This is a genomic window from Bartonella sp. AA126HLJHH (assembly GCF_042197425.1).
GTDB lineage: Bacteria > Pseudomonadota > Alphaproteobacteria > Rhizobiales > Rhizobiaceae > Bartonella.
In genome coordinates this window covers 1-21,653 of sequence record NZ_JBHIRU010000020.1, presented here as the reverse complement: position 1 = coordinate 21,653, position 21,653 = coordinate 1, and the positions used below count along the sequence as shown (strand labels likewise).

The window sequence follows — 21,653 nt, the reverse complement described above, 5'->3', positions numbered from 1 at the left end:
GAGCAATGGTGCAAACATTGCACAATTGCATACTGAAGAGCAATTTGGTCAAGTTGACCGAATTCCTTAAACGCTTCTCTTATTTAATAATGCCCTGAATAATGTGCTTAGGATACAGAAAAATCATCAGTCAATTTATGCTAAAAGAAGTCATACCATCTTATATACGCTGCTTCTCAAATAATACGATTCCAACTCAATGATTGATCATCAAAAATTGCGATTTTGAGCAGAAAAAAAAGAGGCTTTAAATACCCTTTAGATAAGGTCTTTGAAGACCCTTTGAGAACCCCTTAAAAACTCTTTGAAAAAAAATAAATTGGTACAAAACCTAGTGGCAAATTATACAAAACCCGCTGGCAAGCTACAAATATATATTTCAATACGCTAAATACAAAAAGTGGTGCCGCATGCCGGATTCGAACCAGCGACCCCATCATTACGAATGATGTGCTCTACCAACTGAGCTAATGCGGCATAGGTTTGTAAGTCAATGAGACAAAACTAATTTGAGGGTAATAGCTAAAAGTACGTATAAAAGCAAGAATGCATTTTTTCAATAATTTATACATATGATAATAATTTGAAGGAGAATTATGTAAAAGTCAGAGGAAAGTATTCTTTGACCTTAATGCTATAAAATGCTTTTCAATTTACGATAGCACTTAAATTAAGAAGCTGGGAATGTAGATCTTTAGGATGAAAAATGGTGTCAAGATAACTTAGTAAAGATAAAAACATTTTCTGATTCTTAAGAAAGAAATTTGTTGCATAGAGTGATTGGGAAAATAAAGATCATCATAAACCTTTTATAATGTGCAAATAGATGAGTAGAATTAGTTGAGAAGTTACTTCTCATTTTTATGGGAAGAAAAAGGGAGGAGGATTAATAAAATTAATCACGTTTTTTATTTAAGAGGGAGTAAAAATCATGTCGGATGAAGATCGGCTGATAGAACTAGAAATGAAGCTAGCTTACCAAGAAAAATTCATTGAGGAACTTTCTCGAGAGGTAACTAATCAATGGAAAAGTTTGGATGAGATATCTAAAAAAGTTGATATTTTAGCGAGACGATTGTCAGATTTAAAAGAACTAGAGTGTTACTGAAGCTGTTATCTTACCATTTTCTCAATAGGGAGAAGGTGCGAAATATTTTTTATCACAATTGCAATTATTTACAGATGAGTTTTTATTTCACGCATTTTGTTAGACTTGTAGAATAATTTTTATAAGCTTCTTCATTAATTTTAATAAGTTCCAATCTTATAAGGAGAGCTGATATTAGAAGACGTTTTTTTATATGGGGTTTCTAGTACGAAAATTAAGAAAAGTTTTTGTAGAGTATTAAAGAAACAGCCATAGAAAAATATATGAACTGCAATATTTTAAGTTTTTTCTGTACAGAGTTTTCTTATAGGTGGGAGGTAGATTTATTCGCTAATTTTTTTAAATTGATACAAATAAAGTGATGTTATCGTTATCTATAGAAATCATAAGTGAGCGCCTATATTTATAATGAAGCGTTTTAATTTTTTCTGATGATCAAGTGATCTTCAGTTGTTTTAATAGAGTGAGGGGTTTTAAGCGACATCGATTATGTTATAGTACAGAGAGCTCTAGAAGTTTTTTTTAAGATCAAATGTACTCTTCGTTATATGTATATGATATTTTGTGAAAAGGCTTTTGTTTTTCGTAATTTAAGATACAAAATACTATTGCTAAAGCACCAAAGATAGACCATGCGGGTAAATAAGTGAGAGTAATGCAAATTGAGGACAGAAAATCAGGCATTACCTTGCATAGAGATTGATTAAGGTGATAGATATCTGTTTGCAGAAGGCTTGTTAAAATTTTATTAAAGGGGGTTGTTGTCCAATGTGATGTGATTACAGAGTGTGCGTTATCAATGACCAATGTTATAATGGTTAGTGTAACGAAACTGAAGGACATTAATTTAAATAAAGGGTGGAGCATATTTTTTCTTAAAACTTCAACGGGACATACGTATAATGCACAAAAAAATAAGGAGTTGCATTATGATAAGAAAATAAGTTTACGTTTGTTTTGTGTTTTTTGAAAGAGGTGCCTAATTTTTCAATAAAAGTTGAGGTTAAGTTCAACAAAAGTAGTGAGGCATGATGTCTGAAAAAAAGCACGAGGAATTGAAGCGTAGCCTTCAAAATCGCCATATTCAAATGATTGCTTTGGGTGGGGTTATTGGGACAGGACTTTTTTATGGGTCAACCGAGGCAATTCAATTAGCTGGTCCCTCAGTTATTTTATCTTATCTTGTCGGCGGGCTTATTATGTATTTCATTATGCGAATGCTTGGTGAAATGTCAGTAGAAGAACCGTCTTCAGGAGCATTTAGTTTTTTTGCTTATAAATATTGGGGGAGATTAGCTGGTTTCATAACAGGTTGGAATTATTGGTTTCTTTATATTCTTGTGAGCATGGCTGAACTTACAGTGATAGGGTTTTACCTTGATCATTGGATTTTGATTGATCATTGGAAGACATCTTTCATTGTTCTTTTATTTGTTACATTTGTTAATTTGTTTAATGTTCGTTTTTATGGAGAATTTGAATTTGTTTGCGCTTTGATCAAAGTGGCTGCTGTTATTGGTATGATTATTTTTGGAATTTTTCTCATTGTCACTGGACTAGGGGAAAATCAAGCGAATATTCATTATCTTTGGGACCATGGTGGTTTTTTCCCTTATGGAGCAGTAGGGGTTGTTTTAGCAACTTCTGTAGTAATGTTTTCTTTTGGAGGAACGGAGCTTATTGGTATTGCTGCTGGAGAGGCATCTAATCCACAAAAAACAATTCCAGCGGCTATCCGTCAAGTTATGTGGAGGATTATAGTTTTTTATATTGGATCTATCAGCATTATTATGATAATCAGCCCTTGGAATATGATTGGAAAAAATGGTAGTCCTTTTGTCACAATTTTCAAGACTATAGGAATTCCTGCTGCTGGTCATATTTTGAATTTTGTGGTGATTATGGCTGCTATTTCTGTTTACAATAGTGGCATTTATTCTAATGGCCGTATGCTTTATAGTTTAGCTGTACAAAAAAATGCACCACATATTTTTAGTAAACTGAGTGCTGCTCGTGTTCCTTATATTGCTATCCTTTTTTCTTCATTATGTACGGCGTTGATTGTCGTTGTTAATGCTCTTGTTCCTGATAATAGTTTCATGCGGATCATGGCTCTTGCAACTGCAGCAGCAGTGATTACTTGGGCTATTATTGTTATTGTTCATTTGAAATTTCGCAATGCCCATAAGAACAGAAAGGGCGATTTTATTTATGCGTTTGGTTTATATCCTTACGCTAACTATCTTTGCCTCTGCTTTCTTGCTTTATTATTTGGCATTATGTTTGTCAGTGGTTTTGGGAAAAATGGATTGATGACTCGACTTTTTGATATGATAGGAATAAGCGTGCCTTTCCTTGAAGCATATATTCCTGTACAGATGCCTGATATGAGTTTGGCAGTCATTATTATTCCTCTATGGTGCTTGTTATTACTTTTAGGTTATAAACTGAAACGATAGAGAAAGAAGAGCTAATAAAAGGGATTGATTGGAATAAATCTTGGGGACTATAAAATTTGATGAGGTAACACAAGTTTTTGGTGATTTGTGTGTTTTAAGAAATATTACTGTACAGCTTACCGAAAAACGAATTGCTGTTATAGGTGCGAATGGTTCTGGAAAAAGTACATTTGTTCGTCTTATTAATGGACTCCAATTACCATCTCACGGTTTTGTAAGCGTTGATGGGCTTGATACCAAGCGCGATGCAAAAGCAGTAAAGCGTAAAGTTGGATTTGTATTTCAGAATCCCGATAATCAGATTGTTTTACCATTAGTTGAAGAGGATTTATCCTTTGGTCTCAAAAATTTAAAGCTTAATAAAGATGAAATTAAGGAGCGTGTAGATGAAATTTTACAACGCTATGAACTTCAAGATTTCAGAAATCACGCTGTCCATTTATTAAGTGGTGGGCAAAAACAACTCGTTGCTATTTCCGGTGTAGTTGCAATGAAACCAGACTACATTATTTTTGATGAGCCGACGACATTACTTGATTTGCGAAATAAGCATCGCGTTACGCAAGTGATAGAAGAATTACCACAAACGGCAATAGTTGTATCGCATGATTTGGAGTTTTTGAAAAAGTTTGATAGAGTGCTGGTTTTTGATAAGGGGGAGATAGCAATTGATGATGTACCTTTTGTTGCTATCAAGGAGTATATAAGAAGAATGTCATGATCGGTTTATATATTCCAAGGGGTACGTTTATTCATAGGTTAAGTCCTGGAGTTAAGTTATTATTTCTTACGGCGTGTGGAACTTTTATAATAATGGTTTCTTCCATAGCGCTTCTTGGGTTATTTTTGTTGTTGGTCATCTTATTCTATAGAGTCGCCAAGGTCCCTTTCAAAACTGCGATAAAGCAATTTAAATCGATGGGATTGCTTTTAGTTCTTCTATTTGTATTTCAAACTATTTTTAGTGGTTGGCTTACGGGGGTTGAGGTCATATTACGTCTTGTTATCCTCTTTTCTTTATCGTCACTTATTTCATTCACAACAAAAGTTTCAGATATGGTGGATGCAATTGAAGCAGGCCTCCAGCCCTTTCGTTCTTTTGGTATAAATCCATCAAAAGTGAGTATGGTTATCTCTATGGCGATCAGGTTTATTCCTCTTTTGAGTGAAAAGTTTAATGAGGTACATGAAGCACAGCAAGCACGGGGACTTAACACTAACATTGTCGCTCTTGCGATACCTTTAATTATACGGACTATAAGAATGGCGTCAGAAGTGGCTGAAGCATTGGAAGCGCGTTCTTATGATGCTGATACCATTGATACAGCATCTCATAATAATCAAAGTTTTTTATAGTGAAAGAAGAATCAAATGAATACAAAAGATTTAGTTTATATTGCCTTATTTGCCGCTGTTTATGCTATTTTGGGCCTTTTCCCTTCTATTTATCTTCCTTTTCTTCTAGGGGTACCTATTACAGCTCAATCGATGGGACCGATGCTAGCAGGGTCTATTCTTGGGGCAAAAAGGGGTGCTTTAGCGTCACTCCTTTTTCTTGTTCTTGTTGCGATTGGATTACCTCTGTTGCCTGGTGGACGTGGTGGAATCAGTGTCTTTTCAGGAATTGCAAGTGGTTATTTAATAGGTTTTCCATTTGCCGCATTTTTTATTGGTTTAATGGTAGAGTTGTTTTGGCAGCGGTTAAATTTTATAACATTATTTATAATAAATACTTTTGGTGGCATTGGGATAGTTTATTCTTTTGGTGTTCCATGGACAGCGTATATGACCAAAGTTTCTTTACTGAAGGTTTTAATGGCTTCATCAGTTTTTTTGATAGGCGATTGTTTAAAAGTGTTGATTGCATCCTTTATTGCACTCGCGATTAAAAGATCTGTTCCTCTCATTCATTCAAAGCATAATAACTAAAATAAATGTATTATTTTGTTATTATATAATATTCATATATCACTATTATTGAATTTAAATATAGTAATTTATGATGTAATTAAACATTGTAGAATCTAATATGATTCATATAAGTGATGTTATTAAAATAAATTATTATAGTATTTTTCTCTATATCTAAGGCATTTAAAGTGTACTTTTATAAATCTGATACTTTTTATTAATTATACAACAATAACGAAAGCTTTTCCCTAGTGAAGGAATAATTCAGTGAATACAAAAGATTTAGTTTATATTGCTTTATTTGCCGCTATTTACGCTGTTTTGAGTCTTTTTCCTCCTATTTATCTTCCTTTTTTGCTGGGTGTCCCTATTACAGCTCAGTCTATGGCTCCGATGTTAGCAGGCTCTATACTTGGAGCGAAAAGGGGAGCTTTAGCATCACTTCTTTTCCTTGTTCTTATTGCGATTGGGTTACCTCTATTGCCTAGTGGTCGTGGTGGAATTAGTGTTTTTTCAGGAGTTACGAGTGGTTATCTGATTAGTTTTCCATTTGCTGCATTTTTTATTGGCTTTATGGTAGAATTATTTTGGCACCGGTTAAATTTTATAATATTATTTGTGATAAATACTGTGGGTGGCATTGGGATAGTCTATTCTTTTGGAATACCATGGGTGGCTTATATGACACAGGTCCCTTTGCTGACAGTTTTAATAAGTTCATTAGGTTTTTTGGTTAGTGGTTTCTTGAAAGTGCTGATTGCATCCTTTGTAGCGTTGACCATTAAAAAAACCGTTCCTCTCATTCATTCGGAAAAAGGGGCAGTTCTGTACTGAAGAACAAGTTTTGCCAAATGTATGTAGCTTAAAAAGCACCACGGAATACCATTTTGTTTTGTCTACTTTTTATTGGTATTTTTATCTGCATAGCTCTCAGAGATAGCCATACGAAAATTGAATGTTTCGGCACCAAAATTCATTTTTGCTTTCAGGAGCAGCTCCCAAATAGCCAATTAATATCATTTTATTCAACATGCTTGTAAGTTTTATTCGATTTGCATATTATATGCATAAAGCCTTAGAATAATTTATTATTTTTTTAATATTTTTAGTTAATTAATCACTAATTTTTAAATTATTATTATATTAATTTTACAAAAACATGGATAATTAAGTGTTCATCTAAAACTCTTGATGTATATAATACCCTTATAAATGTGTTAATATAAGTAAATGTGTTAATATAAGGTATAAAAATGAGATTTGAATGGAATGAAGCTAAAACAAAAAGTAATCTTAGAAAGCACCGTGTAAAGTTTTGAAATAGCTGCATATGTTTTTTCTGATCTATTCTCCATAGCTAAACAAGAGCGTGTTGAAAATGGAGAGTATGGTTAGCAAGCTTTAGTGCTTGTGGAGTTTTTTTTTATTACTATTCGTAGTGCATACTGTCCATGACGATAAAGATGGCATAGAGGTAATCCGTATTATTTCAGCACAGAGAGCCAACTCGAAAGAAAAGAAACGTTATAAAGAAGAAAGTTCGTTATAAAATCGAGGTAGGTAACTTATCGGCTTTGACAGATGAACAGAGAGTTGAAATTGATAAATTGGCTGTAATGTCGGATAGTGCAATTGATCATAGAGATATTCTGTCACTCAATGATGAGTTCTGGAAAGACACCGTTTTCAATCCATTCTGTAAACCCATGAAAACTGTCACAACTGTGCGTGTGGATTCAGACGTACTAGCGTGACTTTAAAAGTCAAGGGAAAGGATATCAAACGCGGATTAACGCCATTTTACGTGATGCCATGCTTCGTTCAATGCACTGATTTCTCCTCCACTTAAAAGCAGGGAAGGGGGAGCCCATATTCTAAAAATCTAACTAGCTCTCACTGCAGAGTTCTCTAAAGTTCGTATTGCTTTTGCAATTAAAATTTTATAGCCTTAATTTTCAGCCAAACGATTCTAAATGACCCAGTATATTTGCGATACACTACACTCCCATAGTCACTAAGATAACTTAGGCAACATCTACCACCCGATAAGACTATAGACATTGTAATTATGTTAATTTTATGAATACCCTTAACTTTCTTTCTTATAAATATAAAATAGATCCAGCCTCAGAATTAGTTAATATCAATGATGCTGATAAATTTTTAGAGGAAGGAACATACCGTTTTAACCGTGATAATCAATGTGTTACCTTAATAATTGAAAAGTTTTCTGTGAACTCGAAGATCTGCTATTGGATTTATGTTTTAACGGGAGAAAATAGTCCTTATAATCCCGAAGTGATTGATTCTGAAAATGACTTTCAGAATATTCCTAACCCACGTCCTAGAAAATATGTTGAACAGAATAAGCAATATTTTGGAATTTTGATTCCTATAGAGTTTACTCTTTTTTCTTCAAATAAAGAGTTAAACAAATTCTTGCAGCTACACTACAAAAAATCTTTTCCCCCGAAAACGATTGATATCTCACCTGATATTGTTGGTAAGGAAGAGTTCGAAAAAAAATTGCTTTTAATTAAAGAAATAAAACTGAAATATACACAACCAAAACAACTAGATTTTTTTGCAATGCAATCAGAAGACAACTTGCTAAAGATGGCTAAACTTTTGTTGGGTGAATTTCCCACGGATGATTATTCTGAAATGGAACTTGACTTGGGTATCAAATTTAAAGAAAAAAATAATTTAAAGAATTATTTTTTGAATCTTTTTAAAAAATATAAATTAAATCCAGCATTTAAAAACATAAGTTTTGTTGGAAAGACACATAATAATTTTGATATAATATTTAATACTGAAACTTTTCAACATAAATTTGCTATTAAAACGAGTAAAAATGATAATGGTATGTATAATGAAGGTCATATAAAAGAAAAATTAAAGCATGAAATCGTAAGTTTTACTGTATCTATTTAATAGAGCACTGTAGCGTGTAAATAGATATATTTATTAAACTGCGTGTACGCAACATAAGGAAGAATACACAGAATAAAAAAAAGTACCAAATTATAATATTTGAATATCCAAGAGCAATATCTAAGTACCAAAGTATGGTATCCAATGAAAAAGAAAACTTGTGCTCCACGTACTTAGAAATGACAGGCAAAGAAACAGTTTCTTTATAACTACTTGGGAAAATTAAAACGACAAGCGCTAAAATTATTAACTTTAGGAGACTGTGCATATACTGATGTAACTCACATGTTAATTTCTTCCAACCTGTTGTATTGCCGCATTTATATTGTGGGTTGTTTTGCAACTCAGAAGGGATATTAGAATTGCATAAAATTGCAAAAACAGTTGTTACGATCACCAAAGAAATAGACGCGAATGTCAAAATACCCTGAATAAAGTCAAGATTTTTTCTTATTCCTAAAAAACATACAAATATAAAAATTATAACGCCAAACAAGGCTTTTCTCTTCTTATCTGTAAACATATTTATTTCCTGTGAAAAAATTATGATTCAATTTCTTAAATTATTTTCTGATATAAAAACACAAACTACCTTTTAGTCTTTTTAGCATTTGCTTTTCTTTTAATAGCAATGTCTTCTACTGCATCCAGTTGCTTTTAATATTTTAGTTAAGCTCGTCTATGATTTATCTATAGTTGATGATAGCTTTAAACACAAAGCTCCATAATTACAAACTCTTGCTTGCATTTTGATACCCAAATCCACCTTTCAAAAAAGCCCATCGCACTGGCAATCCTTTCATAAAGATTAAAGAAAAGCTCTGTTATTTCAAAAGTACACGAAAGGGAATCATAATTGCCGCAACATTTTTTGCGCTGATGCTGGCGACTCATGTTTTAAAAAACAAATATTTTGAAATTCGTGTATCCTAAAATCCTTAATTTGTATTAATGGATTTATTTACTTTATAAATTTGATACTATAGAGCCATTTTGGCTTCTAGAAATATATTGTACATTAAAAAAACTTTTTAATCACTCTTTAAATGCATATCCAATCCAAAAATGATCAGCACTTTTCACTATTTTGCTATTTTTTAGAAATCTATTTTAAATTCTCCTATCATTAGTTCATGAAGAGTTTTGGCTCGTGAAAGAAGATCTTTTTCAATCTCTTCACAATACTTAGAAAAATCTGTTGCTCTTGGAATGATTTTTTTAGACATGCTTTCTACGTTGCTCTGCAAAATGCGTTTAAAGGACTCTTTCAACATCAATAAGGAAATACCTTTGAGTTCAGTTTGATAAGCTTGAGAAGAGGTTCATCGTCCATATCTTTTCGCTTGTGGAAGCTACCACAAGAGAACAAGCGAAAAAAGTATTAGAGATATCATCATTTGAAGCTTTTACAGCAATAAACCTGTGAAGCCATATGCAAGTCTCAAGTGCATTTTCTTCATTCGGTTTTTGTTTTTAATTTTCCATACAACACACTGCTATTTCAGGCTATTACTTTGGGTTGATTAAGATTTGTAAGGAAAGTGGATTGGCAAGCAGTTAAGGCTGAATTTAAAGACTGGGATTATAAAGCCCAAGGGCTGACAGAAGCCGGTGCGGCTCTCGTGGCATTGGCTGTCACGGCGGTTACGGGTGGAGCAGCTTCGGGCGCTGCCAGTGCCATTACCGGTGCTTTGGGGCTTGGCTCGAGCACCGCCATGAATGCGGCGATACAGGCAGGTGTCCAAGCGCTGATTAACAAAAGCGCTGTGGCTCTTGTTAACAATCGCGGCAATATTGCCGGTGCCTTGCATGAGCTTGGCTCTTCAAAGAATGTTCTCAGCATTGTCTCGTCGATGTTGACAGCAGGCTTAACCAGCCAAATAACGGAAATGGCAGGTGTTGGACAATCTTTGCCAAAAACCGCTCCTTTTGTCGATCGTATCGCCAGTGAAGCGGAAAAGAACCTGATCAAAGCCGCCATTGGCACAGGCGTGCAAACGGCTCTTGAGGGTGGCTCTCTTGACAAGAACTTTTTTAACAATCTGCGCATCGCCCTGTCTGATACGGTTGGCAAATCGTTGGCGGAAGAAATCGGTACCGCCAAGGCAGAAGGCAAAATAGATACGGTCACGCAGATCGTTGCCCATGCAGGACTTGGCTGCTTAAAAGGCGCGGTTGCGAGCGGTGCTTGCACAGCCGGTGCTGTGGGGGGTGCTGTGGGCGAAGCCACTGCTATGCTCCAGTTTCAATTGTGGGTGCAAGGCATTGTGAAAGAGGAAATGGGGGACCTAAACGGTCGCACCCCAACTGCGGAAGAGGAAGCGCGTATAAACGCAAAGATTGATGCGCAGTTTGCTGACTTTAGAGACCACACCATTGATGTCGCACGGGCTGCTGGGGGCGTTGCCGCTGCCCTTGCCGGTGGCGATGTTGATGCCGGTGCTGATGCCGCAGGTAATGCCGCTGCAAATAACTACCTCAGCAGTGCGCAACAAGCTCAGATGGAAAAGGAATTAAAGGAGTGTCCTGACCTTTTATGTCAAGCAAAAGTGACTGCGAAATGGTCTGCTATTAGTTGGGGGCAAAATGCAAGCTTTGGGGCTGGTATAGTAGCTGGTGTACCGGCTGAAGTATACGGTACGGTTGATGGTTTTTTGCAAATAATCAGTTCTCCTACGGTTGGTGACTTGATACAAATAGCCAAAAATTCCAAAGAGATTTTGAAAGCGCTCAAAGATTTCTTCACCAGTGGTAAGGTTTTGGCTACCCTTGGGCATGCCTTTGCACAGCCCTATGTAGATCGCATTAATAAAATGGAGGAGGAATATGAGCGAGCCGGTGCCGGTGGTTCCTTTAATGCTGGTCTTGAATTTGGAAAATTATTGACTGAAGTAGCAACGCTGTTTTTGGGAGGAGCTGGAACAGCCAAGGGAGCCATAAAGCTTGGCGAAAAGGCTCTGGCTAAATTCGCTGCTAAGACTGAAGCAGCAGCTGCAAAAGCAGAAAAGGAAGTTGTTCAATCAGTTGGAAAAATTGGCTCTGAAGACAGTGCCAAAGGCGAAAAGATCAAAGATCCGCAGACAGGAAATAAAAACAGAGAACATCATGACAAAAAACGTGATAAGGACAAGCAAGAATTAGAAAACAAGGAAGAATGTACGGTATGCCAAAAAGAACCCTCGTTTAAGGCTGAGGTGAAGGGAGCTGAGTTTGAGAGTGATATGTTTGGAAGAAAACCACTTGAAAAAAGATCTCGTCCTGATCTTCTTTATATAGAAAATGGTGAATTAAAAATTAGAGAAACAAAAACAGGTGATTCCAAGCTTACAGAAAATCAAAAAATTTTGAAAGAAGCCTATAAAACAGGAGATGCAAAACCCACGGGAGATGTTATTAGAGAGTTTCTTGAGGAACACAAAGAAAAGCTAAATAAATATCAGGAAGAACTCAAAGAATTTATAGACGAAAAGAAACCAACTCAGAAACAACTGGATGATTTTAAGAAAGATTGGGCTAAAAACCAATTAGGTAGGGAGTGGGGAAGACCTATCGAATATGAAATTAGCCGTCATACAGGTCGTTTAGAAGAACTTGTACAGGGACAATAAATGAAGATACAAACCAAAGACGTAACAGAAATTTTAAAAATACTGGGCTGGGAACCCTATCGCGATGAAGTGGGAGACACTTTCGCGCATTATCATCTTCCTGACCGCATTGTGGGCATAGGCTATGATATAAAAAATTATGGAGAGAGCGGCAAAGAGTTCCGGTTATCGGCTAAACTCACTACTGCTTCCTATTGCCTTGCTCGGGAATATTCTAGAGGTGAAAAATCACAGCGTAAATATGAAGATGTGCTGTTTTACGCGAAGGAGGATTTTAATGTTAAACCTTCAGATCTTTCCGAAAGCCATATTAAGGACGCTCTAAATAGAGTGATTGCATGGGCGCAAGCACAGGATATTGAAAAAAAGTTGTGCGAGGAAGCTACTAATCATTCTGCCGTTGCACAAGCATTACTTGGTGATATGGAGGCTTTAAGGAGTGATAGATCTACCCCAAAACTATCTGTGCCAGAATTTGCAGATTATAAAACAATGACATCGGATGATCGCCTGCTTTTTTTTGCACAGGCCTATAAAAATGGGGAATTAGACGATATTCTAATGCGTAAAAAGCCAAAAAAGCAACAGATGAGTCTCACAGCAGCAATGCGCGTTCTTAAAACACAAGGGTGGTTTTCTACGGAGCCTAGAAAAATGTGGTTGGTTTTGCCCGACCGCTTTATTCAATTTGATTTTGGTTTTATACGTCTTCATGATAATTACAATGTCCGTATTGAAGCTGAAATATCTAATGAAATTATTTCTGTAGCTTGTAAATATATTCACTATAGTGGGGAGTATCGGTGCATATCACCTACAAATACTTATAATTCTTTTAACACGATTGGGGGGGGGATTTTTAGTGGTTTTGATAAAGGCATTGATATTTGTGTAGAGACATTAGATGAGAAAGAGCTTATCAAAATCTCTGAGCGAATAATACAATGGGCACGTGCCCAAGATTTACAAGCATCAATAGAAAGCAAAACACGTGTTCAAAAGTATAGCTACAATATACGTATAGTCTGGCATTTAGCTTGTTTAGCATTGACAGGTCAAATTGATATCCTGAAATCTTATCAAAATTTTTTAGAAGCCGGTACGATTTCTGGACATTTAGAAGACCGTGAAGTGGAGAAGTATGTTAATCACGCAGTTCAATTTGCTGAAGAGCATCTGAAAATCTTTAATGAGCGAAAAGCCATAGATGATCGTCTTAGTTTGCAAGATTTGTCTTTTCTTAATACAGTTTCTGAAGACTTAAAAAGGATGGGGTGGACAGTTTATCGCGATAAGAACTATGATCGCAATGCTTATTTTGTAAGTAAAGACCGTATCATCAATATAATGTACAGTCTTCAAAGTGATGAAGAAGAGCCGATTGTTGTATTTAAGGCTTCGCTTTCAACACTTGGCTTTTCTACTGCTCATAGAGAGATGTTTCCTAGATTGCCCCAATATATAGCTCTCAAAGAGGCAGAAGAATTTTATACAGTTTCTAGTACTGAATTGGATGAAGGCAAGCTAAAGGAGATTTGTACAGATATACTTGAGTGGGCTGATCGGCAAAATGTCAATCAAATCATCTATGATTATGCCGCTTTGCCAACAAACAGTGAAGCTCACCTTGTGGCACGTCACTTTATAGCACTCATTCTGATTGGTGATATTGAAAAGCTCAAATTTTATAAGGAAAGTTTCAGGGCAAAGAACCATCTAGGCTTTGTGGAAGGTATCACGAAATATACGATTGACAACTCTCTTACTCTTGCACGGGGTTATCGAGCAGGTTTTCCGAAAAATGCACCGATTTTAAGCTTGGATGCGCAAACAGCATCTGTTGCTTCTAAAACAACTTCTGTTGAAGTGGCAGAAGAAGTAAATGAAGCGGATGATACTGATGATCGTCTCACCATGGAAAGTGCTCATGCACTTTTAAAAATCCTAGGCTGGTCAACCGAGAAAATCAATGAGAATGATTATATGGCAAGCTATCAATTGGCTGATCGTGAAGTAGATATTCTTTATAACGACGAAATTGCCAAAGACTACCCGCAATTTGATAGCGCCTTTATGATTAGCACGGGCATTCTTTCCACCGCTTGTAAATTCATTGATCCTACCCACACGGAAGATATTCCAGATATACAGCTTAATTTTGAAGCCAAGGGATTAGAAATCTTTGAACCAGAAGTTACTGCGGATCGCTTAAAGCAAGCACTTGATGATGCGCTAGAATGGTCAGTCAAAGACATTGACCTTTCTAAAAGACTTCGCTCTGATTATGGTATAGCTCCTTGGGAAAAAGGCGCCACGTCTACGGATTATGCTTTACTTCATCTTGGCGCTCTTGCTTTATTGGGTGATGTTGAAGCCTTGCAATCTTATCAGAAAAGCTTTACGGCAGGTGATCACCTAGGCTTTGACGAGAGCATCAACAAAACCCACCTTGAACGTGCATTAGCTTTAGCCAAAGAAGTAGCAAAGGTGAAGCAAGTGAGCTACGCTTTGATTGAATGGGTAGCAAAAGATTTTGATAGTCACTTAGAGCTTTCTAGCGAGGAATAACCTCCTTCTTGGAAGGAGAGTTTGTTAAGTCTATTTAGAACAAAGAATACATTGATTATTTTGAAAAAATCGAGGGGCTTATGAATCATGAAATGGATAAAGAAAAAAATTATGGGAGCAGCTGAACCTGTGGAATTTAAAGGTAAAAAAGTTTATCAGGGAGATGAGCTGTTTGAGCCTGAAACAGTTTCTTCTTGGAAAGAAAAAGGACAGATAGTAACAGGTACAAATGTGGAAAGAATGGTATCAGGAAGAGCTCCTATTGGAGTCGATTGTAGGCCTATTATGTTATATCCTATGACACAAGAAGGTCCTATGGCTGAGGTTCTCTACTCATTTTATCAAGACAAGAGTTTTGTTGCGCCTATGAAGCCAAAGGAAAATTTTATCAGAAAAGTTATTTGTTGGATTTCAAAAAAAGACTCCTCAGCAAGAAAAAAGAAAAAGTAATTATTGCAAATATTGGAGTAATGACACTAAAAGGCGCTCTCTAAGCTTTAATGATCATCCCCTTTAATTATATCATATATTGTAAATGCGAGATGATTGCACAGAGACAAATGAGAAAAGAGCTCCTTCAAGAAAACATCCTTTATATTCTATCAATGTAATCCAAATTCCATTGGCTATAGTAGAGAATATTGATCAGTAGAAACACTCATTATGAGTAAAAACACACTGTGACTTATGGAGAAAAATTTATGAAAAGTTATACTTTATCGGATGTTGCACAATATATTGATATGCATAGTCATGCTATTAATTTTGGTACTAAAGATAATGCCCCTGATGATGTACGGATTAAAACAGCTGAGAACACTCTCGATTTACAATTTACCTCTTCCTATAAGGGTTTTTTAAAAAATTATGGAGGCGGAGAAGTTGGAGGTGAAGAAATATTCAGTATTTATGAAATCTGTGCAGGTATTCCTGCTGGTGATATTGTTTACCGAAATTTGCTTGATAGAAGAGATGGCTTTACGGACCCCAAACAACTTGTTATCTGCACAACTGATTTTGGTGAAACCTTTTATTTTGATTATACGCAGTTTCGGGATGGTGAATGCCCACTCTATCTCAAGTATACATCTGAAGATTCCGAATATTACGCAAGTAATTTTTATGAATTTCTCTGTAAAAGAATTAAAGAGTATGCAGGGGAAAATTCATGAAAACCTATACCTTAGATGATGTTATACAACTAGTTGATAATAGGATAATTGCGATTTATTGCCTGTTATGAAAACATCTCAATAGAAACTGACAATTATAGAGATGAGAAAAATACCTTTTAATAGACCTATGTCAGTGTTGTCAGTTCTTTTTAGCCCCTATGGCATTTTTTTAAATGAGAAAAAATTAAAAACATTATATTTCAATATGTTATTATTTTAATAACACAACTCATATCAATAGTACAATCTTTAAAGATAACCAATGATGTGAGTTGATTAAAACTTGTCAGTTTGTGTCAGTAAATTGAACTGATAACTAGATTATTTTAGTGAGTAATTAGTGCGTGTCTTATGAAAAGCGTATGAAAGTAAAAACTGATTACGTTATCAAAATCCCTTTTATGAATTTTTATAAGTTCATTTGAATAGATAAACTTATGATTTTAGAGAATGATTACAACGTGCTTTATGAAAAGCATATGATCCTTTAAGCCTTTCAAAAGATAGCTTGTAACTCATAAGAAATGCTATCAAGACCATTATGGTTATGAGTTTTGGAGGTTTAGGGGTTTTTGGGGGTTTTGGAGGTGCTTTTTACGCCCCCCCTTTACATATTTTTCAATAAAAAATAAAAGTCATTATATTTCAATATATTAGCATTTTAGAGATACAATCTATATTAAAACACAACCTATAAATACAACCAACGGTATATTTTTGAAGGTATTTTGAGGGTGTGAGAAACCTTCAAAACCTATAAGTAATATAAGAAAATGAATATATATAACTCTCTTTAAATAAAGCTTTTGAAAACAATAAAGCACTCATTTTAGATTACGGTATAATCTTTTAAAGGCAATGTAAAAAATCTAATTCACTTTAAGATGGGATTTCTTATAAGCCTTAAAGCAATCCAAAGTACAGTGTTAAAAAGTGCAAATGCTCTTTTTTAGAATAACGCATATAAACACTCCTTTTAGAGATTGTATGTAAGCAATGTATAAAGGGGGTATAGGAACCTATAGCTATAAGACCTTATACCCCTTGTAAGGTTATCACACTCATTATGTGAGCATGCTTTAATAAGCTTATTCAGTTTCTCTTATTTCTAATTTTGGTAAGTTCTTAACAATCTTCATTGTTTCTAAACTTACGGTAATAACCCTTTGAAATAACTCTAGAGGGTAGGCAGGGTTGCCAACGGTTTCAACAGCATAGCGATTGGCATCATTCACAATACCACTCTTTTTATCAGTCTTAACGCATTGACGCCCCATAACCCATTCAAGAGCAGGCTTGCCATTGACAATATACTCATAAGCTTCAAGAGGGATATCTGTTATTGTGATATTGTTATTATAAATAACAGTTGATTTATCTTTCTCTTTACCTGCTTTTGCGAATTTCATTTCAGTTACATAATAAAACTTTTCGGGATTAGAGATCTCTGTCTGTTTTGGATTACCCTTTTTAAAGGTTACTGGATAAGGTTTTACATCTTCATAATTCACATGCAAATGACCCAGTTCACGTCCTGCTGTCACAAACTTCCAAAAATCATCAGCATTTTTTACACACGGGATACGAGGCAATTCTTTAGAGAGGTTATCAGCATAACGAGAGCGGTAATCTTCCGAATGCAAAATTCCATAAACGTAATAGAATAAATCATCTTTCGTGATAGTTTCATTAGGATAAGCGGCTTTAAAATGTTCTAACCCTTCATTCGTAATGGCATCACGCTTTTGTAAACTAGCTGTTTTACTTTCTTCTGTAAATAAATAGGATTGTTTCTTGTTTTTATCTTTTGAGATCGTGCTATCTTTGTAAATATAGCGCGGAAAGCATTGACTAGTATCCATCGCATGAAAATCAGGCACATTTTTAGTCATAAATACAGAAAAACCACACCTTGCTCCTATGCCTGTAATTTGAATTACTTTATTTTCAACCGTTTTCCCCATCGGAAATATACAAGGAATTTTAGCAACCATTTCATTAAAGGCACGATTGTAATAAAGCCATTGCTGTATAAAAGGACGATAAAGGCTTTGAATAAGGCATATATCTTCAAATTCAAAAATCTTTCCTTTAGTTAAATGTTTTTTAAGATTAATACTCCAACTAATTTTGCGTTCATCCGTATTGACGAAATCGTCTACGACATTAGCACGTGTTTTTCGGTCAGTATGTACATAAGTATCATTAAAATGTTCCACTTCGCTATTATAGGAAGCAATCATATTATTCATGTTTTTCTTTAAAACTTCACGGCTGGAGTTATATGCCCAAGCATCACGATTAGTTTTTAGACCACAAGAATAAATCTCAAACAGTTTTTTATCATAAGGTTTCTTATCACCTAGAGCTAAGAATGTTTCAAAACTGTCATCACGTTGATTTATCCAATCACCATGTTTATCTGGTGTAATCATTTGCCAGCTTTGTTTACGTGTAATACCACCAACACTACCAAAGTATTCAAGAGCTGTAAGTTTTTCTTTTATCGTACGATTATTACCAATATCATGATAGTAAATTTTACATTCTTCAGAAACATTGGGATTTTTGATAAATAAGGTTACGGCAATACCAGTCATACTACCACTACCAAAAACATTTTCTCCTTCTTGAGCTTTTCCATCGCTTAACATATTTTTACGGATATCCCCCCGTAAATTAAGTACATAAATGCTCGTAAATTCGTTGGCTAAAGATTTTCGTAAACCATCCATTGTCGACTTTTCTATATAACCAGATCCAGAAACAAAGCCGATTACCCCAGCATTATCAATACGATCACTAGCCCAGCGTATAGCACGAATATAACTATCGTAAAGTGCTTGCATATTGATTGATTCAGATTGAGCAGCATAGGTTTCACGAATACGGTCATTTAATATGGGATAAGGGGTATTCTTTGCATTGTCATTAGCACTTTTTTGACCTGTTGAATAGGGAGGATTGCCAAAGATAACTTCGATATTTAGATTTTTCTGGTGTTCTAAATATTCACTGTTTTCTTTGAATAATTTTTGCAGAAGGTTCTTTTCTTCAAGCATCTGAAACGTATCAGTCAAACCAATATGCTTGAAAGGGATATACTCACCTTTCATCAAACTATGATAAGTCGATTCAATGTTAATCGCTGCTATGTAATAGGCAAGCAAAACAATCTCATTGGCGTGGATATCATGACGGAACTTATATTCCATATCCTCTGGTTTGATGAGATTGGATTGTAAAAGCCGTGTAATAAAGGTTCCCGTTCCAGTGAAAGGGTCAAGAATAGAAACACCCCGTGACCCCAAGCTTTTTCCAAACTCATTACGCAACACATCATCAACAGAATGAATGATAAAATCAACAACCTCAACGGGTGTATAAACAATCCCAAGCTTATCCGTGGTTTTCTTAAATGCCTTGGCAAAAAAACTTTCATAAAGTTTGATAATAAGATTCTGTTTTGCATGCGTTTCGGTGATACCTGCTGTACAGAATGTGACACTTTTGTAAAATTTATCAAGATCTTTCGTTTTCTCTTCGATATTGGTTTTATCCAGTTCCGTTAAGATCTTATCCATTGCTTGCGAAATGGCATTGTTCTGTACAAATTCATTGCCTTCAAACAAGGCTTCAAACACGGGACGCGTGACAAGATGTTGTGCAAGCATCTCAATGGCTTCCTCTTGTTTGATTTCACTGTTGACGTTGTTCTTTAATTCCTTATGGAATGCATCAAAGGCGTGAAAGGCTTCACTCTTTTCATCGGAAATCATATCTTTAAGATGATTGATATGGTTTTGAGCAATCTCAGCAACATTGTTCGCCCATATGCCCCAATAATCCGTGATTTTAAAACTATCCAGAAAAATGGCTTTGACAAAATCAAAAAATTCAGAACGGGGGAATAAGTCTTCTTGTCCTCCAGATACCGATTGAGATTTGCTTTCTGCTGTTCCAATGACACGTCCAGAACTTTCTGCTTTTGATGGTATCGAGATCTCATCAACCGTTGTGGTGAGTTCTTGTAATTCATTGGCACGCTTAATCTCTATAATCTCAATCGTATGGCTGCTATCTTGTCCTAAAGACATTTGATTAATCGTCCGAGCAAGCCTTTCATCATGAGAATGTAAAGCATGCAAAACTTGCCAAACAACACGGTATCTCTTATTGTTTTTTAAAGCCTTTTTGGCTTCTAAGTGTGAAGGAATGATAATGGGTAAAATGATATAGCCCGTTTTTTTATTTGGAGCACGGCGCATCACACGCCCTACCGCCTGTATCACATCCACTTGGCTATTGCGCGGGTGTAAGAACATGATCGCATCAAGAGCAGGGACGTCAATTCCTTCAGACAGACACCGAACATTGCTTAAAATCCGACAAACATTTTGACCCGCATCTTCTTTAAGCCAATCCAGTTCCTCATTGCGTTTTTTGACACTTTGCGTTCCGTCAATATGTCTTACTTCACAGTTTAGAAAGGGAACGGTTTGAAGGAAATCATCAATATGAGATTTGATAATTTTATTAAAGAGCTTTGTTATATATTGAGAGGTGTTAATGTCTTTGCAAAAAGCTAAAGCACATTGCATGGGCTCTGTATCATCATCATCAACAGCCGCTTGCTTATCTATTTTGGTAAGTGCTCTATAACAGCCAATAATTTTTGCCGCATCATCTAAATCAATTTCACGGTTTTCATTGGCAATAATCTCCTGTATGGCTGGTGTGATATAGGTTTCATTAATGCCTAAGACCACAATTTTGTAAGGGGTTAACAGTTCATTATCAACAGCTTCTGCGAAGGTATAATGATGGAGTTGTTTTCCAAAAAGTGCTTCATCATCCATAGATGCCAAAACAGCATTAATCTCATCAGCGCGCCTTTTAGCAGTGTCACTAAAGATTTTAGGCGTTGCTGTCATATACAGACGTTTTTTCCCCGAATGATGCTGTTATCGTGAACCTTGATAAATTCTGATTCATTGTCTTCACTTCCCAATGAAGCCCCAGTTGTTCTATGCGCTTCATCACAAATGATCAGATCAAATTCGGGTAAACCATGGTCTTTTTGGGCATCCGAAATCACTTGAATGGAATGATAGGTTGAAAAGATGACCGTCATTGCATCTGCTAGGTTTTCGCAAGCTTCTTTGGCAAGGGCTTTCGCATCCGTGGTAGCAGGGAGAACAAGATCTGATGTTTCCATGCCAACAATATCATCTTGGTTTTTACGACGCTTGCCTACTTTCGTATCAGAACAAACCGCAAAGGAACGCAAGGGCACTTGTGCATCGGCTGTCCATTCACGGATTGTTTGCGAAACTAAAGCCAGAGAAGGAACCAGAAACAACACACGCTTGCCTGTTCCTGCTATGGTTTCTGCTATCTTAAGGCTAGTGAAAGTCTTCCCCGTTCCACATGCCATAATTAGCTTGCCACGATCTGCTTCTTTTAAACCTTCACAGACTTTCTTGATGGCTTCTTCTTGATGGGGACGAGGCTCTTTTGTTGATTTCAGAACAATTTCTTTTTTAGTTGCAAATATTTGCCAGTCTATACGACTGTTTTCCATATGACGAAGGTCAATGCGATAAACGGGTATCGCTTGTCCTTTGATCATGGCATTCACATTGTCACTTAATTCCACTTCCGTGCTATCAACAAGAAGACGATATTTAAAGATGTCTTTCCCAGAGGCTGCGATAAAGCTATCAATATCCTTTTTACTAATCTGATGATCTGCTTTATAAAACTTACACTGAATAGCCACATAGCCTTCTTGATGACGAAGCTTAGCAACCAGATCAATGCCGATATCATTTTTATTCCAACCTTCACGCTCTTCAGCCCATTCATAATAGGTTTCTACCTTTTC

11 protein-coding genes, 1 tRNA gene and 3 pseudogenes are annotated in these 21,653 nt (G+C 35.8%); 12 read left to right on the top strand and 3 right to left on the bottom strand.

Annotated features, from left to right (window positions below):
• Positions 1 to 401 precede the first annotated feature (401 nt).
• Positions 402 to 477: transfer RNA gene (locus ACFIQC_RS08105), tRNA-Thr, on the bottom strand.
• A gap of 454 nt (positions 478 to 931) precedes the next feature.
• On the opposite strand from ACFIQC_RS08105, the gene ACFIQC_RS08100 reads away from it, so the two are divergent.
• The 8 genes and pseudogenes from ACFIQC_RS08100 (at position 932) to ACFIQC_RS08065 (ending at position 8,415) form a co-directional block, all read left to right on the top strand.
• On the top strand, positions 932 to 1,108 hold the full coding sequence (locus ACFIQC_RS08100) for a SlyX family protein (RefSeq protein WP_375685438.1): 177 nt from the start codon (positions 932 to 934) through the stop codon (positions 1,106 to 1,108).
• 1,031 nt (positions 1,109 to 2,139) lie between these two features.
• Positions 2,140 to 3,567, top strand: coding sequence for an amino acid permease (locus ACFIQC_RS08095; RefSeq protein WP_375706992.1), 1,428 nt, complete (start codon positions 2,140 to 2,142; stop codon positions 3,565 to 3,567).
• 40 nt (positions 3,568 to 3,607) lie between these two features.
• Entirely contained in the window at positions 3,608 to 4,288 is a 681-nt protein-coding gene (locus ACFIQC_RS08090; RefSeq protein WP_375618715.1) for an energy-coupling factor ABC transporter ATP-binding protein, read from the top strand.
• A complete protein-coding gene (locus tag ACFIQC_RS08085) occupies positions 4,285 to 4,923 on the top strand; it encodes an energy-coupling factor transporter transmembrane component T family protein (protein WP_375632494.1) in 639 nt (212 codons plus the stop codon). Before ACFIQC_RS08090 ends, ACFIQC_RS08085 begins: the two co-directional genes overlap by 4 nt.
• 15 nt (positions 4,924 to 4,938) lie before the next feature.
• Positions 4,939 to 5,496 carry a biotin transporter BioY gene (locus tag ACFIQC_RS08080; protein WP_375632495.1) on the top strand — a complete coding sequence of 186 codons (558 nt, stop codon included), beginning with the start codon at positions 4,939 to 4,941 and terminating at the stop codon, positions 5,494 to 5,496.
• 249 nt (positions 5,497 to 5,745) lie between these two features.
• Positions 5,746 to 6,312 carry a biotin transporter BioY gene (locus ACFIQC_RS08075; protein ID WP_375629706.1) on the top strand — a complete coding sequence of 189 codons (567 nt, stop codon included), beginning with the start codon at positions 5,746 to 5,748 and terminating at the stop codon, positions 6,310 to 6,312.
• A gap of 948 nt (positions 6,313 to 7,260) precedes the next feature.
• A pseudogene (locus tag ACFIQC_RS08070) lies at positions 7,261 to 7,311 on the top strand (hypothetical protein); the annotation flags it as partial.
• Between the two features lie 246 nt (positions 7,312 to 7,557).
• Positions 7,558 to 8,415 carry a hypothetical protein gene (locus tag ACFIQC_RS08065; RefSeq protein ID WP_375706991.1) on the top strand — a complete coding sequence of 286 codons (858 nt, stop codon included), beginning with the start codon at positions 7,558 to 7,560 and terminating at the stop codon, positions 8,413 to 8,415.
• Here the strand turns inward: ACFIQC_RS08065 and ACFIQC_RS08060 are convergent.
• A complete protein-coding gene (locus tag ACFIQC_RS08060; RefSeq protein WP_375647418.1) occupies positions 8,408 to 8,938 on the bottom strand; it encodes a hypothetical protein in 531 nt (176 codons plus the stop codon). The genes ACFIQC_RS08065 and ACFIQC_RS08060 overlap by 8 nt on opposite strands.
• 1,012 nt (positions 8,939 to 9,950) lie before the next feature.
• Between ACFIQC_RS08060 and ACFIQC_RS08055 the strand changes: the two are divergent.
• The 4 genes and pseudogenes from ACFIQC_RS08055 to ACFIQC_RS08040 form a co-directional block, all read left to right on the top strand.
• Positions 9,951 to 11,391: pseudogene (locus ACFIQC_RS08055) on the top strand (DUF637 domain-containing protein); the annotation flags it as partial.
• Between the two features lie 632 nt (positions 11,392 to 12,023).
• Positions 12,024 to 14,591, top strand: a complete 2,568-nt coding sequence (locus tag ACFIQC_RS08050) for a DUF6990 domain-containing protein (RefSeq protein WP_375630437.1) — start codon at positions 12,024 to 12,026, stop codon at positions 14,589 to 14,591.
• 87 nt (positions 14,592 to 14,678) lie between these two features.
• Positions 14,679 to 15,041, top strand: coding sequence for an HNH/ENDO VII family nuclease (locus ACFIQC_RS08045; RefSeq protein ID WP_375630439.1), 363 nt, complete (start codon positions 14,679 to 14,681; stop codon positions 15,039 to 15,041).
• A gap of 251 nt (positions 15,042 to 15,292) precedes the next feature.
• Positions 15,293 to 15,763 (top strand): SMI1/KNR4 family protein, encoded by a 471-nt coding sequence (locus tag ACFIQC_RS08040; protein ID WP_375630440.1) that lies wholly within the window; start codon positions 15,293 to 15,295, stop codon positions 15,761 to 15,763.
• Positions 15,764 to 16,854: 1,091 nt separating this feature from the next.
• Here ACFIQC_RS08040 and ACFIQC_RS08035 read toward each other — a convergent pair.
• Positions 16,855 to 21,653 (bottom strand): annotated as a pseudogene (locus tag ACFIQC_RS08035) (DEAD/DEAH box helicase); the annotation flags it as partial.